14 protein-coding genes are annotated in these 14,334 nt (G+C 71.9%); 8 read left to right on the plus strand and 6 right to left on the minus strand.

All coding sequences use genetic code 11. The features are described from left to right. Positions 1-60 precede the first annotated feature (60 nt). On the plus strand, positions 61-3,618 hold the full coding sequence (locus tag Adu01nite_RS05890) for a PAS domain-containing hybrid sensor histidine kinase/response regulator (RefSeq protein WP_203725492.1): 3,558 nt from the start codon (positions 61-63) through the stop codon (positions 3,616-3,618). Here the strand turns inward: Adu01nite_RS05890 and Adu01nite_RS05895 are convergent. After that, positions 3,573-4,790, minus strand: a complete 1,218-nt coding sequence (locus tag Adu01nite_RS05895) for a sulfite oxidase (protein WP_203725493.1) — start codon at positions 4,788-4,790, stop codon at positions 3,573-3,575. The genes Adu01nite_RS05890 and Adu01nite_RS05895 overlap by 46 nt on opposite strands. 41 nt (positions 4,791-4,831) lie before the next feature. Beyond that, positions 4,832-5,041, minus strand: coding sequence for a hypothetical protein (locus Adu01nite_RS05900; RefSeq protein ID WP_203725494.1), 210 nt, complete (start codon positions 5,039-5,041; stop codon positions 4,832-4,834). 157 nt (positions 5,042-5,198) lie between these two features. Between Adu01nite_RS05900 and Adu01nite_RS05905 the strand changes: the two genes are divergently transcribed. Beyond that, positions 5,199-6,038, plus strand: coding sequence for a tetratricopeptide repeat protein (locus Adu01nite_RS05905; protein ID WP_203725495.1), 840 nt, complete (start codon positions 5,199-5,201; stop codon positions 6,036-6,038). Here the strand turns inward: Adu01nite_RS05905 and Adu01nite_RS05910 are convergent. Further along, entirely contained in the window at positions 6,035-6,469 is a 435-nt protein-coding gene (locus Adu01nite_RS05910; protein WP_239132165.1) for a MarR family winged helix-turn-helix transcriptional regulator, read from the minus strand. The two genes, Adu01nite_RS05905 and Adu01nite_RS05910, sit on opposite strands and share 4 nt — an antisense overlap. Before the next feature lie 81 nt (positions 6,470-6,550). Between Adu01nite_RS05910 and Adu01nite_RS05915 the strand changes: the two genes are divergently transcribed. The 3 genes from Adu01nite_RS05915 (at position 6,551) to Adu01nite_RS05925 (ending at position 9,732) form a co-directional block, all read left to right on the plus strand. Continuing rightward, positions 6,551-8,323 carry an ABC transporter ATP-binding protein gene (locus tag Adu01nite_RS05915; protein ID WP_203725497.1) on the plus strand — a complete coding sequence of 591 codons (1,773 nt, stop codon included), beginning with the start codon at positions 6,551-6,553 and terminating at the stop codon, positions 8,321-8,323. 70 nt (positions 8,324-8,393) lie between these two features. Further along, positions 8,394-9,032: a hypothetical protein gene (locus tag Adu01nite_RS05920; protein ID WP_203725498.1), complete on the plus strand. Its 639-nt coding sequence runs from the start codon at positions 8,394-8,396 to the stop codon at positions 9,030-9,032. Between the two features lie 73 nt (positions 9,033-9,105). Beyond that, positions 9,106-9,732, plus strand: a complete 627-nt coding sequence (locus Adu01nite_RS05925; RefSeq protein ID WP_203725499.1) for a nitroreductase family protein — start codon at positions 9,106-9,108, stop codon at positions 9,730-9,732. 97 nt (positions 9,733-9,829) lie between these two features. Here Adu01nite_RS05925 and Adu01nite_RS05930 read toward each other — a convergent pair whose 3' ends face one another. Then, positions 9,830-10,339 carry a hypothetical protein gene (locus Adu01nite_RS05930; RefSeq protein WP_203725500.1) on the minus strand — a complete coding sequence of 170 codons (510 nt, stop codon included), beginning with the start codon at positions 10,337-10,339 and terminating at the stop codon, positions 9,830-9,832. A gap of 250 nt (positions 10,340-10,589) precedes the next feature. On the opposite strand from Adu01nite_RS05930, the gene Adu01nite_RS05935 reads away from it, so the two are divergent. Together Adu01nite_RS05935 and Adu01nite_RS05940 are read left to right on the plus strand one after the other, a co-directional pair. Beyond that, the gene (locus Adu01nite_RS05935; protein WP_203725501.1) at positions 10,590-11,348 is read left to right on the plus strand and encodes a WD40 repeat domain-containing protein; all 759 of its coding nucleotides are present in this window, start codon (positions 10,590-10,592) and stop codon (positions 11,346-11,348) included. A gap of 103 nt (positions 11,349-11,451) precedes the next feature. Then, positions 11,452-12,129, plus strand: coding sequence for an NADPH-dependent F420 reductase (locus Adu01nite_RS05940; RefSeq protein WP_203725502.1), 678 nt, complete (start codon positions 11,452-11,454; stop codon positions 12,127-12,129). Here Adu01nite_RS05940 and Adu01nite_RS05945 read toward each other — a convergent pair. Then, positions 12,110-12,493, minus strand: coding sequence for a DUF4832 domain-containing protein (locus tag Adu01nite_RS05945; protein ID WP_203725503.1), 384 nt, complete (start codon positions 12,491-12,493; stop codon positions 12,110-12,112). The two genes, Adu01nite_RS05940 and Adu01nite_RS05945, sit on opposite strands and share 20 nt — an antisense overlap. Before the next feature lie 7 nt (positions 12,494-12,500). Further along, complete coding sequence (locus tag Adu01nite_RS05950) at positions 12,501-13,373, minus strand: LysR family transcriptional regulator (protein ID WP_203725504.1); 873 nt, start codon at positions 13,371-13,373, stop codon at positions 12,501-12,503. Positions 13,374-13,456: 83 nt separating this feature from the next. Between Adu01nite_RS05950 and Adu01nite_RS05955 the strand changes: the two genes are divergently transcribed. Further along, positions 13,457-14,305, plus strand: coding sequence for an EamA family transporter (locus Adu01nite_RS05955; RefSeq protein WP_203725505.1), 849 nt, complete (start codon positions 13,457-13,459; stop codon positions 14,303-14,305). Positions 14,306-14,334: the final 29 nt, after the last annotated feature.

Here is a 14,334-nt window from a genome sequence, read left to right on the forward strand (position 1 = left end):
CTATCGCTCACCCAGGAAATTACCGCCACAAACGGACCTTCAAGATGATATTCCGGATATATGTCTTCAGCCCCGGAAGCCGCCGAGCGGGCGGCGTGCCGGCTCGCAATGATCTTCTCGCAGTCGATGGGCGTGCTGACCGGGGTGATCGGGGCGGCCCTGCCGGTCTTCGCCGGGCCGGATCAGGCCGCGATCGGCCTCAGCCTGGTGCTGTTCGGCGCCGGAACCATGTGCCACGTGCGGCTCGGCGGGCCACGCCGCCGGTTCGCGGCCGTCCTGCCCGTCCTGGCCGCCGTGCTCCTGGCCGGCGCTCTGCTGGCCGACGGACTCCCGCCTGATGGGCTGTTGAACGGCGGGCAGTCGGCCGGCGATCAGGGGACCGGCGGCCTGCTCCCGTCGCTCCTGCTGCTGGCCGCCGCGCAGATCGTGCTGTTCACCGCCGGCCGCCGCCGGGCCGCGGTGCTCGGGGCGGCCGCCGCGATCAGCGCCGGTGCGCTCGCGGTGCCGGCCGCCGGGCACTCGCCGGCGGCCTTCATCGCGGTGCTCGCCGGTGCGGCCGCGCTGCTGCCCACCGGTGGCCGGGCGGCCCGGCAGGCCCAGCTGGAAACGATCATGCGACACACGCCGACGGCGTTCTTCGTCAAAGGGCTCGACGGGCGCTACCGGATGGCCAGCGCCGCGTTCGAGCAGCTGTACGGCGTCGAGCCGGGCACCGCCGCCGGGCGCCTGGACTCCGAGATCCACACCGGGCGGAAGCTGGCCGAGGTCGCCCGCCGGGACCGGCTCGTGGTGGACTCGGCCGAACCTCTCGTCTTCGAGGACGAGGTGCCCGGCGAGCACGGCCTCCGATCGTTCGTGACGACCGTCTTCGCGATGCGTTCCGACGGCGGGGAGGCGTACGCCATCTGTGGGGTGACCAGCGAGATCACCCAGTTGCGGATCGCCGAGAGCAAGTTCAAGGCGCTGCTCGACGCCTCGCCGGAGGCGATGATCTGCGTCGATGCCGAGGGTGTCGTCGTGCTCGCCAACGCGCGGGCCGCGCAGGTGTTCCACTACCGGCCCGACGAGCTGCTCGGCATGCCGGTCGAGACGCTGATCCCGGCGGCCCAGCGGGACCGGCACCGGGCGCATCGGCGGGCCTACCTGGCCGCCCCGGCACCGCGGAAGATGGGCGAGGGGATGCGGCTGACCGCGCTGTGCGGCGACGGCACCGAATGCCCGGTGGAGATCAGCCTGGCCGCGGTGGACGGCGAGGGCGGCACCGTCGTCTTCGCCACCGTGCAGGACGTCACCGACCGGATCGCCCAGGCCCAGTCGGACGCGCAACTGGCCGGGATCGTGGCCGCCTCCAGCGACGCGATCGTCTCCAAGACCCTGGACGGCACGATCCTCACCTGGAATCCGGGCGCGGCCCGCCTCTACGGCTACACCGCGGAGGAGATGATCGGCCGGGACGTCACGGTCATCCTGCCCGACGACAAGCCCGACGAGGAGCGGCGGCTGCTGGCCCGGGTCCGCTCCGGCGAACTGGTCAAACACCACGAGACCAGGCGGGTACGCCAGGACGGCACCACCATCTACGTGTCGCTGAGCATGGCGCCGATCCGCGACCCGGGTGGCGTGATCGTCGGGGCCTCGACCATCTCGCACGACATCACCGCCGAGGTGGAGGCCGAGCAGCGGCTGCGCTTCGAGCGCGAACAGTTCCAAATGATCATGACGGCGGCCAGCGACCCGTTCGTCAGCATGGACTACCGCGGCCTGATCACCGAGTGGAACCGGCAGTCGGAGCAGGTCTTCGGCTGGACCCGGGAGCAGGTGCTGGGCCGGCACGTGGTGGACACGATCCTGCCCCGCCGTTACGGCGCCGCCCTCGACCGGATCCTCGAGGGGCGCTGGGACTGGCTCCTCGACCGGCCGACCGAGATGGACGCGGTCCGGGCCGACGGCACCGTGCTGCCGATCGAGCTGACCATGTGGCGGGTCCGCCGGGACGACCGGTCCACCTTCCACGCGTTCGCCCGGGACATCACCGCCCGCCGGCAGACCGAACAGGCCCTCGCCCAGGCCCGCGACCAGGCGGTCGAGACCGCCCGGCTGAAGTCGCAGTTCCTGGCCTCGATGAGCCACGAGATCCGGACCCCGATGAACGGCGTCATCGGCCTGAGCGGCCTGCTGCTGGAGACCGACCTGGCGGAGAACCAGCACCGGTACGCGCAGGGCATCAACAACGCCGGGGTCGCCCTGCTGGCGGTGATCAACGACGTCCTCGACTTCTCCAAGCTGGAGGCGGGCAAGGTCGTCCCGGAGCGGGCGAACTTCGAGATCGGGCGGCTGCTCGACGAGGTGGTCGCGCTGGTCGGCGACGTCACCGGCGCCAAGTCGCTGATCGTGATCGCCGGCTGCCACCCCGATCTGGCCGGCCCGGTCAGCGGCGACCCGGGCAAGCTGCGGCAGGTGCTGCTCAACCTGGCCGGCAACGCGGTCAAGTTCACCGCGGGCGGCCGGGTCACCGTCACCGCGGCTCCCGCCGAGGGTGACGTCCCCGACGGCCGGATGCCGGTGCGGTTCGAGGTGGCCGACACCGGCATCGGCATCGACGCCGACCAGCAGGCCGCCCTGTTCGAGCCGTTCATCCAGGCCGACGCCAGCACCACCCGGCGGTTCGGCGGCACCGGGCTCGGCCTGGCCATCAGCCGGGAGCTGGTCGGCGTGATGGGCGGGGAGATCGGCCTGGTCAGCGAGGCCGGCAAGGGCAGCACGTTCTGGTTCACGGTGCCGCTGTGGCCGCCGGTCGACGGTGTCGAACCGCAGCCGCGGCACGTCGCCGAGGTGCCGGCCGGCCGCGGGCACGTGCTGCTGGTCGAGGACAACGACATCAACCAGACCGTCGCCCTCGGCATCCTCGGCAACCTCGGCTGGAGCGCCGATGTGGCCGGCGACGGCCGGGAAGCGGTCCGGATGGCCGCCGCCCAGGACTATCAGGCGATCTTCATGGACTGCCTGATGCCGGAGATGGACGGCTACGAGGCGACCGCCGCGATCCGGCGGGCCGAGACCGGCGACCGGCACGTGCCGATCATCGCGATGACCGCGGGCGCCCTGCCCGAGGACCGGCAACGCTGCCTCGCCGCCGGGATGGACGACCACATCGCCAAGCCGCTGATGCCGGCCGGGGTGGCCACGGCCCTGGAGACCTGGGCGCGCCCCGGCGTCCGGCGGCAGATCGAGGAACGGCTCGACCTGCTGCGCGGGGCGGGAGCCGCGCTCGGTCCGGCCGAGCTGGCCGGGCTGCTGCGAAGGCTGAGCGCGAGCACACCCGGCCACGTGGAGCAGATCGCCCAGGCGGTCGCGACGGACGACGCGGACCGGCTGCACGAGCAGGCCCACCAGCTCAAGGGCGTGGCCGCCAACCTCGGCGCCCGCGACCTGGCCGCGGTGTGCGATCGCCTGGAACGGGTGGCCCGCGCCGGTGACCTGGACGCGGCCGTGGAACCCCTGTCCGAGCTGCGGCCGCGCACCCGGGAGATGCTGGCCGCGATCGACAGCATCCTGGCCGAGACCGCCGCGGATCAGGCGGCGGTGACCGGCACCCGCACCACGGCGTCGAACAGGTAGCCGAGGGTGTTGTAGCGGGCCACGTCCGGCTGGCGGACGCCGCACACGTCGGTGGCGCGGGCGAGCAGCTCGTGCGCGCCGGCGGCCGGCCGCCAGTCGGTCTCCCAGCGCTGCCAGGCACCGCCGGCCGGGCCGACCGGCCGCGCCCGGCGCCAGTGGGCACCCCCGTCCGTGCTGACCTCGACCTGCCGGATCGGGCCGTTGGCCGACCAGGACCGGCCGGTGAGCGTGGTACGCACGCCGGCCGCGAAGGTCGCGCCCGGGTCGAGCTCGAAAGCGCTCTTGACGACCTGCCTGTCGAACGGCTGCCCCTCGGCCGGGAAGTCCGGGCCGAACAGCCGGTAGAACTGGGTGTTCCACGGCGAGAACAGCGGCTCGGCGGACACCTCGATCCGGCCCACCCACTTGATCGAGGCGATGCCGATCCAGTGCGGCACGACCAGGCGGACCGGGTGGCCGTGGTCGGGCGGCAGCGGCTCGCCGTTCATCTCGTAGGCGAGCAGCACGTCGTCGAGGGCCTTGCCGATCGGCAGCGGGCGGCGCACCGGCCCGAGGTCGACGCCGCCGGTCACGTAGTTCGGGTCGAGACCCGCCGGCTGCACGTCCACGGCGTGCGGCGCGAGGCCGGCCCGGCGCAGCACGTGCCCGAGCCGCACGCCGCGCCACCGGGCCACCCCGGCCGCGCCGAGCTTCCAGGCCGTGCCGCTCACCGTCTGGCCCTGCTGGCTGGTGTAGTAGCTGCGGCCGTTGCCGGCGCACTCCACCGCCACCGAGTGCGTCTCGGCCGGGAACCGCTTGAGGTCGTCGAGGCTGAACGTGACCGGCCCGCCGCGCAGGCCGGCCCCGAACACCTCGAGCCGCCAGGCCGCCGCGTCGATGGCCGGCGTGCTGGTGTGGTTGCGGACGAAGAACCGGTCGATCGGCACGTGGAAGCCCTGATCGCGCATCGCCGACCAGCGCATCTCCGCGTTGGTCCCGAACACGGTGAACAGCTCCGGCGGCAGTGGCTTGACGATCGGGCCGGCCGCGGCGGCGGCCGGGGCCGCACCCGGAAGCACGGCCGCCGCACCCGCCACGGCGCTGAGCGCGAGGAAGTCCCGCCGCGAGAAGCCGCGGGCCGTCCCGGCCAGCCACTGCCGGAGCCGCCGTTCGTCGTACGCCACCTCATTCATGGCCGTGACTCTATCGGCTCGATGGGAGAAGGGGGAGAGGGTCAGACCGTCACGTCGAACCGGTTGCTGCCCCGCAACTGGGCGTAGTACTGCCGGCTCTCCACCACCGCGGCCTTGTCGGACGCGATCACCCGCTGGTCCGCGCCGGCCACCATGTCGGTGGACAGCCGCCGGTAGTCGGTGGTCAGGTGGATCCGGGCGACGTGGGATCCCCACTGGGCGCTGCCGGCGCCCCCGATTCGCATGCTCATCGCGGTTCCTTCCGCTCCTGGGTTGCAACCGCATGGATCGGTCGGATGCACCCGGCGGTTGAGGAACCGGGCAGTGAACTGGACCACTCTCCTTTGACAACCGGAGCGCACCCGGACCTCCCGCATGTCGCCGCCCGCCCCGCCGAATGTGCGGGACGTGCATACCGAACTCCTCCTCGACCAGGCCGGCACGCTGCTGACCAGCGGCCGCGCCGACCAGGCCGCGACCCTGCTCGCCCCCGTCGTCGGCGAGGAGCCGGGCAACGTGGAGGCGTGGCTGCTGCTGGCCCGCGCCCACCTCGAACTGCGGCACCCCGGACCGGCGCTCGACGCGGCCCGGCACGCCCTGCACCTCGAACCGCACGGCGTCGAGGCCCTGTACTGGGTGAGCGCCGCCTACACCGCGTCCGGGCGGCACGAGATGGCGATCACCGCCGCCTCGGCCGGCTGCACCGAGGACCCGGGCAACCCGCGCCTGATCGAGCGGCACGGCCGGGCGCTGCTCGCGACCGGCCGGGTGGCCGAGGCCGAGCGGGTCCTGTCCGCCGGCGCCGAGTACGCCTACTACGACGCCGATCTGCACGTCGCGCACGGGGTCGCCCTGTTCGCCGCGGGCCGGCCGCTGAGCGCCCGCGAGGCGCACGGGCGGGCCGTCGCGCTCGAACCGGGGCACGAACGCGCCGAGGGGGAGTTGCGCCGGATCGCCGCGGCCGAGAGGCGGATCGTCGACGCCGAGTCGCTGGTGCGGATCACCGACGAGTTCGCCGAGTCGCTGCGCATCCCGGCCGGCGGCATCGAGCCGGCTGCGGCGCCGTCCACCGGCGTCCTGGCGTACCTGTCGACCGTGGTCCTCGCGGTCTGCGTGACGGCTCTGCTGGTGCTGGGCATCCTGGACCGGGTCACCCCGATGGTCGTACCGTCCGCCTTGACCTTCACGATCCTGTGCGCGGCGGCCGCGGCGGCGTTCGTGACCCTGCTGGCACGGCGAAAAGCCTAGTTGTCCCGTAATTTCGCGAGAATTCCGGACAAAGCGGTCCGGTCGTCCGGGCTCAACGCCTCGAAGAACTCGTCGCCGGACGACTGCCGGGCGGCCCGGATGGACTGCGCGGTATCAACGCCGTCCGGGGTCAGCGACAACAGCGTGGCCCGCCGATCATCGGGATCGGGATGGCGGGCGGCCAGACCGAGCCGGGCCAGATCGTCGGCGACCTCGGTGGCGGTCCGCGGCGCGATCCGCAGATGATCGGCGAGGGTGCTCAGCCGCACGTCACCGTGGCGGGCCAGCACGCTGAGCGCACGCGCCAGCGAGGGGGAGAGGTCCCAGGGCTCCAGGGCCACCCTGGTCCGGTGCCGCAACCGCCGGGCCACCGCCCAGAACGCCTCCGACAGGCTCTCCTCGTAGTCCGAGGTGTCCACACGGCCGTCCACGCGGAATACGCTAACACCGATTCCTGTTCTAACCTCAAGATGAGGTAACCTCAGCATTGAGGCAACGAACAGGAGACAAACTTGGATAGCCCACAGAAACGCGGCCGCAAGCCCACCCAGGCCGAGAAGAAGCAGGCCCGCGAGGTCTCGCTGCGCCGCATCGGCGCCCTCTTCACCGACCACCGATGGCCGCTGGCCATCGTCGTGCTGATCATCGTGGTGTCCTCGATCACCAGCATGGCCTCCCCCTTCCTGCTGCGCGCGGTCATCGACGACGCGCTGCCGCACGCCGACCTGCGCCTGCTGGTCTGGCTGGTGATCGGCATGGTCGCCGTCGCCGCCGTGACCGCCGCCCTCGGCGTCGTCCAGACCTGGATCTCCACCGCCGTCGGCCAGAAGGTCATGCACCGGCTGCGCGTCGACGTCTTCACCCACCTGCAGCGCCAGTCGATCGGGTTCTTCACCCGCACCCGCACCGGCGAGGTGCAGTCGCGCATCACCAACGACATCGGCGGCATGGAGGCGGTGGTCACCTCGACCGCCACCTCGGTCGCGTCCAACCTGACCACCGCGGTCGCCACTGTGGTCGCGATGGCCGCGCTGTCCTGGCAGCTCACCCTGGTGTCGGTGGTCGTGCTGCCGCCGGCGATCTACCTGTCCCGGCGGGTCGCCCAGATGCGCCGGGAGATCACCGCGCAGCGGCAGCGCGAGCTCGCCGACCTGAACGTGACGATCGAGGAGGGCCTGTCGATCAGCGGCGTCCAGCTGGCCAAGACCATGGGCACCGCGCCCGCCCTGATCGAACGGTTCACCGGGTCGTCGACCCGGCTCATCGACCTCGAGTTGCGCAGTGAGCTGGCCGGCCGGTGGCGGATGGCGTCCATGTCGATCGTCTTCGCCGCCATTCCCGCCGTCATCTACCTGGCCGCGGGCCTGCCCTTCACCCGGGGCACGATGAGCATCGGCACCCTGGTCGCCTTCACCGCCCTGCAGACCGGCCTGTTCCGGCCGCTGATGGGCCTGCTCAACGTCGGCGTGCAGCTGACCAGCTCGCTGGCCCTGTTCGCCCGGATCTTCGAGTACCTGGACCTGTCGGTCGACGTCAAGGAGCCCGCCAATCCGGTCAGATTGCAGGCCAAGGGGCATCTGCGCTTCGAGGACGTCACCTTCGCGTACCCGGGAAGTGAGACCGCCGCGATCGCCGGCGTGACCCTCGACGTGCCGGAAGGCACCTCGCTGGCCCTGGTGGGCGAGACCGGCTCCGGCAAGAGCACCCTGGCGAGCCTGATCGCCCGTCTCTACGACCCGACCGCGGGCCGGATCACCATCGACGGTGTCGACCTGCGCGACCTGTCCCTCGCCGACCTGGCCTCGATCGTGGGCGTGGTCAGCCAGGAGACGTATCTGCTGCACACGACCGTACGGGAAAATCTTCGTTATGCCCGTCCGGACGCCACCGACGAGCAGCTTGAGGCGGCGGCGCGGGCGGCCCAGATCCACGACCGGATCGTTGATCTGCCGGACGGTTACGACACCATGGTCGGGTCGCGCGGGCACCGGTTCTCCGGCGGTGAGAAGCAGCGCATCGCCATCGCCCGCACCCTGCTGCGCGACCCGCGCATCCTGGTCCTCGACGAGGCCACCAGCGCCCTCGACAACGAGACCGAGCGGGCCGTGCAGCGCGCCTTCGACGAGCTCGCCCGCGGCCGCACCACGGTGACGATCGCGCACCGGCTGTCGACGATCCGCGACGCCGACCAGATCGTGGTCGTCGACCACGGCCGGGTGCTGGAGTCCGGCACGCACGACGCCCTGCTCGGCGCGGGCGGAAGGTATGCGGCACTGGCCGGCTGAATCCTCATCCCACCCACCCGGGCAGCCGATACTCGCTGGCGACCCCGCACCGCATGAGAGAGGACCAGCGATGCCGACGCAGACCATGCGCGAGATGCCGGTCCGGGCCGACGCCTGGCGACCCACCGACCCGGTCCTGGAAGGCTTGATCCGCCGCTGTGTCTCGGATGCCGAGGCGGGCGCCGCCCGCGACGGCGTCCGCGAATACATGGCCGGCGCGATGATCCTGGCCGTCCTGTTCGTGATCCTGCTCGTCTCCGGTGTCGCCACCGGCGCGGCCATCCTGATCCCGCTGGTGCTGTTCGGCGCGGGCGCACTCTTCATGGTGCTGAACAACAAGCCCGGCCCGGTCGACCGCCGCACGGCCCTCACCCCGATCGGCGGCCCCGGCGGCCTGCCGGCCGCCTACCTGGTGCACCCGGTCGCCTGGTCGGCCGGCATGCGGGAGTACGTCGCCGGCGTCCCGCAGTCACAGCTGATGGCCGCGGTCGAGATGGCCCGCACGTTCCCCGGCTCGGTGCACGACCTGCTGAGCTTCACCGGCACGATCGCTTCCCAGCTGCCCGCGCCCCGGCACCACCTGACCCCCGAGGACGTGGTGCACCGCACCCGCGACATGGTCCACGTCGGCCTGCCGATCATCAAGGACTTCAACACGAAGTACCCGAAGGTCGAGTCGTCCACCGGCGGCAAAAAGAAGAAGAAGTAGCCCAAGCCTCATCCGGCGCCGGCTCCCGACATCGGGGGCCGGCGCCGCTGCGTACCCCTCTAGGCTGGTTCGCATGGCCGAACCGCTCAGCGTGCTGGAAGCCCTGCACAGCACCCCCGCCCGCCGTTACCTGTCGCCCGACCCGATCAGCGACGACGTCATCCGAGAGCTGCTGGACGCCGCCGTGCGCGGCCCGAGCGGCGGCAACACCCAGCGCTGGGCGTGGATCGTCGTCCGAGACCCCGAGGTGAAGGCGAAGATCGCCGAGTTCTACCTGGAGGGCTGGAACAAGAGCTACGGCGTGAACCGAGACCGCCTCCTGGCCGACCCGACAAGCGGCGACGCCCGAACCTTCCGAGCCGGCGACCACTTGGCCAATCACATCGCCGAGGCCCCCGTCTGGATCTTCCCGGTCCTGCTCGGCGCCGCGAAGTCCCAGAACCCGCGCCTGGGCTCGTCCATCTACGGCGCCGTCCAGCAGCTGCTGCTGGCCGCCCGGGCACACGGCATCGGCACCACGCTGACCACCCTCTACATGGCCCACGAGGCCGAGGTCCGCGAGCTGCTCGGCCTCCCCGAGGACGCCCTGACGATGGCCCTGATCCCACTGGGTTACCCGGCCAAGGGCCGCTGGGCCCAGCCCAAACGCCGTCCCTTGGAAGAGGTCGTCTTCTTCGAGAAATATCAGACCAAGCAATAAGTACGAGGGTCGGATGAGTCCCCGCCGCTTCGCCCGGCACCGTCGCTGGTCACCCCCGGTGCCGCAGCCACCGGGCGGAGCGCGGGGCTGATCTCCGCTACAGCGGATCCTCCTCGTCGTCGCGCAGCTTGGTGGCCCAGCACAGTGCTCCGCCCCACGCGTTGAGCAGGATCGCGCCGCCGAGCAGTTCGCGGCGTTCGGCCCGGCTGTTGGCGCGCCATGCCGGCTCGGTGACCGGCACCAGGTTTCCCTTGCGGAACTTGAGGGCGTAGCCGCCGTCGGGAGTCCGCACCGAGTTGCCGGGCGGGTCGTGGGCGATCCCGGAGATCAGGATCCCGATGCCGAGCACCGTGGCGACGATCAGGCCGGCCCGCCAGCCGTTGCCGACCCGGCCCAGCAGGCTCGAAACCTGCGCCGAGTCGGGGCGTCCGTCTCGCCGGCCCTCCACGGTTCCGAACGTCCCGCCTATCAGGCCCACCGCGGTGGCCACGATGACCAGCGCAAACACTGCGAGTGGCGCGTGCGGGCCGCCGGTGACGGACGCGTCGACCACGAAGCCCAAGCAGGTGAGCAGGGCCAGGACGGACCAGCCGGCGGCTATTGCCATAGGCGCAGCGTAAGCATTCGCGCACATTTCTTTGGCCCGGGTCTTGCTTACGAGGTATCCATCCTCGAATATGGCTTTGCACCTCGTTCGGGGCCATTTGCCGTGGCGGCGGCTCGTGATCTGAGGAACCGAAATCAGCACGCACATAGCTTCTGTGACGTCCTTCAGCGGCGATGGCCGCCTGCTCGCAACGACCGCTCCCAACGGCGACCTGAAACTGTGGACTGTTCACTCCCCGGAGCGTCCGCAGTTGCTGACCCGCCTCCGTGACCGCTACCGCGTGGTCGCGGCCGTCTGGCATCCCGTGGCCGCCGATGTGCTGGCCACGCTGTCGATGGACGGCCGCATCACGGTGTGGCAGTTGCGGCTCGACCAACCGCCTGTCCAGTGGCTGTCGGTCCGGTCCCCGGCGCCGGGGGCGGCCGCGATGGCCTGGCTGCCCGAAGGGCGCTTCCTGGCCTGTGCGGGGGACGACGGCGCGGTCAGCGTGTGGAACGTCGACACCGTCGTGCGGCATGCCCAGGTTCTGGGCCGGCCGTCGCAGTGTGTGGCGCTGCATGCTGCAGCGGACGACACGCTGCACGCGGCCTATCAGGACGGCACGGTGCGGCGTACCAGCCCGCTGCTGCAACCCGGCCGGCCCCGCTCGCAGCGGTTCCCGCCGATCACCGCGGCGGCCTGGTCGCCGTCCGGCGAGACCCTGGCGGTGGCCCACCACGGCGGCTTCTTCGAGGTGCACGACCGTGACCTCTACGTGCGCTGGACCGGGCAGGTCGCCACCGACGCGCCGCTGATCCTGGCCTGGCACCAGGACAACGCGGTGGTGGTGGCCGATCGGGCCGCCCGCACCCTGACCGCGTTCGACACCACCGGCACCGTGCTGTGGAAGCAGCACGTGGCCCCGGAGCCGTCCGCCATGTCGATCACCGGCGACCTGCTGGCCGTCGGCTGCGTCAACTACGCCCCGCTCTTCGTCGACCTGACCACCGGAACCCTGCTCGCCGGATAGCCCGGACGGCGGCGGAAAGCACGTATTTCGCGTGCGAAGTATGCAGTGTCACGAAAGGCGTCGTCCCGAAATGATCGGGTACGGCCGGGTGTTGTCGCCGGACATGACGACTGTGGGAATCATCGGAAGTGGGTTGATCGGCGGGACCGTGGCGCGGCTGGCGGTCAACGGTGGCTATGACGTCGTGGTGAGCAACTCGCGCGGGCCGGAGACGCTCGCCGACCTGGTCGCCGAGCTGGGGCCCAAGGCGCGGGCGGCCACCGCCGCCGAGGCCGCGGCGGCGGGGGACATCGTGGTGGTCAGCGTGCCGTTCCATGCGCACGCCAAGCTGCCGGTGGCCGAGCTGGCCGGCAAGGTCGTGCTGGACACCGACAACTACTACCCGGAGCGGGACGGCCAGGTCGCCGAGCTCGTCGAGGGCAAGCTGACCAGTGCCGAGCTGGAGCAGCAGCACCTCGGGACGGCCAAGGTCGTCAAGGTGTTCAACAACATCTTCTTCAAGCACCTCGGCAACCTCGCCCGGCCGCAGGGCGACCCGGACCGGACCGCCCTGACCATCGCGGGCGACGACGGCGAGGCCAAGAAGGCCGCGGCCGCGTTCCTGACCGCGATCGGCTACGACGCCGTCGACGTCGGGCCGCTCAGCGAGAGCTGGCGGGTCGAGCCGGGGCAGCCCGCGTACGGGCCGCCCTACGGCACCTTCGAGGACCCGATCGGCACCCCGGCCGGTGCCGGCAAGGTGCGGGCCGCGGTGGACGCGGCTACGAAACCCGCAAGCTGACGCCGAGGCGGTTGACGCCGGCGTTCCACACGCCGGCGTTGGCCAGCTGGATCGCGTAGGCGGGGGTGGCCGCCAGCCGGACCGACGGGTCGGGCAGGGCCAGCGACAACGCGTACGAGCCGGGCTTGGCCGGGGCCTTGAACGCCACCGTCAGGGTGACCGGCTTGCCGGGCGCGAACGAGCAGGCGAAGGCGGTGCCGGCCGCGAGGTGCGTTTCGGTGTAGGTGAAGAAGCCGCGCCCGGGGTTGGCGATGCTCGCCGACGACGCCGCGTAGCGCATGGTCTTCGTGGTGCCGGCCGGGGCGGCGTGGGCCGTCCCCGGGACGAGCAGGACGAGGGCGGCCGCGGCCGGAAGGAAACGCATGGCCGGCCTATCGGCCTTCCGCCGCGGGGCTTGAGTCAAGCAGGCCCAGAACCAGGGCGAGCGGCGGCCAGGCGGCGCGGCCGCGGCGAGTTATGGCGTACGCCCGGATCTCCACCTCGGGCGCGGCCAGGTCGAGCACGTCGATCCCGGGGCGTACGGCGAGGCCGCTCGGCAGCAGCCCGACGCCGAGGCCGGCCACGATCAGGTCCTGCACCAGCTCGAGGCTGTCGCAGCGGTGCACGATCCGCGCGCTGTGGCCGTTCAATGCGGCCAGGGTGCGGGCGACCCGCTCGTCGGCGGTGTTGCGGGAGTTGACGATCCAGTCCTGCGCCCAGGCGTCCGGCAGCGGCATGCCGGCCGGCACGGCCAGCCCCCAGCGGGCCCGCCACAGCGGCCGGCTGTCGTAGCGGCCGGGGAAGCTCACCGGCGCCAGGTTGTAGTCGTAGGTGAGGGCGAGATCCATGTCGTCGGTGTCGAGCAGGGCGAACGCCTCGGCCGGCTCGTGTTCGTGGATCAGCAGCCGCACCCCGGGATGGTCACGGGCCAGCCGCGCCTGCACCGGCAGCAGCGAGCGCCGGATCGCGGTGGCGAACCCGCAGACCAGCAACTCCCCGGCCGGGGAGGCATCCGGGTCGAGGTCGACCCGGGCGGCCTCGACGGCGGCCAGGATGGTCACGCCGTGGGCGGCGAGGCGACGCCCGGCGGGGGTGAGCCGGACCCGGCGGCCGTCCGGTTCGACCAGGTCGGCGCCGACGTCGCGGGCCAGGATGGCGAGCTGCTGCGACACGGTCGAGGTGGTGAGCCCCATCTCCTCGGCGACCGCCCGCATCGACCCGAGCCGGGCCAGCTGGACGAGTAACCGCAGCCTGCGGGTTTCCATCCGATCATTGTTCGGAATCGCCGAACGGTATGTCCAGCATCGGCACGTGGACACGAACAATCCGCCGGCCGTAGAACAGGGGTATGACGAGGGGAACCGCACTGGCCGTGGCCGCGATGCTGACCGTGCAGGCGAGCATCGCCGCGAGCGTCGGCCTGATCGGCGAGATCGGCGCCGAGGGCGCCGCGTGGCTGCGCCTGTCCTGGGCCGGTCTGCTGCTCCTGCTGCTGATCCGGCCGCGGCTGCGTGATTTCGGGGCGCGCAACCTGCGGGCGGCGGCGCTGCTCGGGGTGGCGACGGCCGGCGCGACCGTGCTGTTCATGGCGGCGGTCGGGCGGCTGCCGCTGGGCACGGCGAGCGCCATCGAGTTCCTGGGCCCGCTCGGGGTGGCGGTCGCCCAGAATCGCCGCAACCTGATGTGGCCGGTGCTGGCCGGGGCCGGGGTGCTGCTGCTGACCACGCCGTGGCAGGGGCACGCCGACCCGCTCGGCGTCGTGTTCGCGCTGGGGGCGGGCGTCTGCTGGGGGGCCTACATCGTGCTGACCCAGCGGGTCGGCGACCAGATCGACGGGATCAAGGGCCTGGCCGTGTCGATGCCGGTGGCGGCCCTGGTGGCGACGTTGACCGTGTCCCCGTCGGTGCTGGCCGAACTGACCGGCGGTCAGCTTCTGCGCGGATTTCTGCTCGGCGGCCTGCTTCTCATCGCGTACGGCATGGAAATGCTCGCCCTGCGCAGGCTGACGACGGCCTCGTTCGGCACCCTGATGGCTCTGGAGCCGGCGTTCGCGCTGCTGATCGGCGTGGTCGGCCTGCACCAGATCCCGGATCCGCTCGGCGCCGTGGGTGTCGCCCTGGTGGTCGTGGCCGGCATCGGCGCGACCCGGCGCGGCGCCCGCACCGACCGCGAGGCACCGGCCGCCGCCCTGGTCTGAATACTTTCCGCGAGTGAGCCATTGCGCTC

The sequence above is a fragment of the Paractinoplanes durhamensis genome (assembly GCF_016862175.1).
GTDB classification, from domain to species: Bacteria; Actinomycetota; Actinomycetes; order Mycobacteriales; family Micromonosporaceae; genus Actinoplanes; species Actinoplanes durhamensis.

Excerpts from the sequence above, each read along its gene's own strand:
- Adu01nite_RS05955 (WP_203725505.1), top strand. The coding sequence starts at position 13,457 with ATGACGAGGGGAACCGCACTGGCCGTGGCCGCGATGCTGACCGTGCAG.
- Adu01nite_RS05890 (WP_203725492.1), top strand. The coding sequence starts at position 61 with ATGTCTTCAGCCCCGGAAGCCGCCGAGCGGGCGGCGTGCCGGCTCGCA.
- Adu01nite_RS05940 (WP_203725502.1), top strand. The coding sequence starts at position 11,452 with ATGACGACTGTGGGAATCATCGGAAGTGGGTTGATCGGCGGGACCGTG.
- Adu01nite_RS05950 (WP_203725504.1), bottom strand. The coding sequence starts at position 13,373 with ATGGAAACCCGCAGGCTGCGGTTACTCGTCCAGCTGGCCCGGCTCGGG.
- Adu01nite_RS05945 (WP_203725503.1), bottom strand. The coding sequence starts at position 12,493 with ATGCGTTTCCTTCCGGCCGCGGCCGCCCTCGTCCTGCTCGTCCCGGGG.
- Adu01nite_RS05900 (WP_203725494.1), bottom strand. The coding sequence starts at position 5,041 with ATGAGCATGCGAATCGGGGGCGCCGGCAGCGCCCAGTGGGGATCCCAC.
- Adu01nite_RS05920 (WP_203725498.1), top strand. The coding sequence starts at position 8,394 with ATGCCGACGCAGACCATGCGCGAGATGCCGGTCCGGGCCGACGCCTGG.
- Adu01nite_RS05895 (WP_203725493.1), bottom strand. The coding sequence starts at position 4,790 with ATGAATGAGGTGGCGTACGACGAACGGCGGCTCCGGCAGTGGCTGGCC.
- Adu01nite_RS05930 (WP_203725500.1), bottom strand. The coding sequence starts at position 10,339 with ATGGCAATAGCCGCCGGCTGGTCCGTCCTGGCCCTGCTCACCTGCTTG.
- Adu01nite_RS05925 (WP_203725499.1), top strand. The coding sequence starts at position 9,106 with ATGGCCGAACCGCTCAGCGTGCTGGAAGCCCTGCACAGCACCCCCGCC.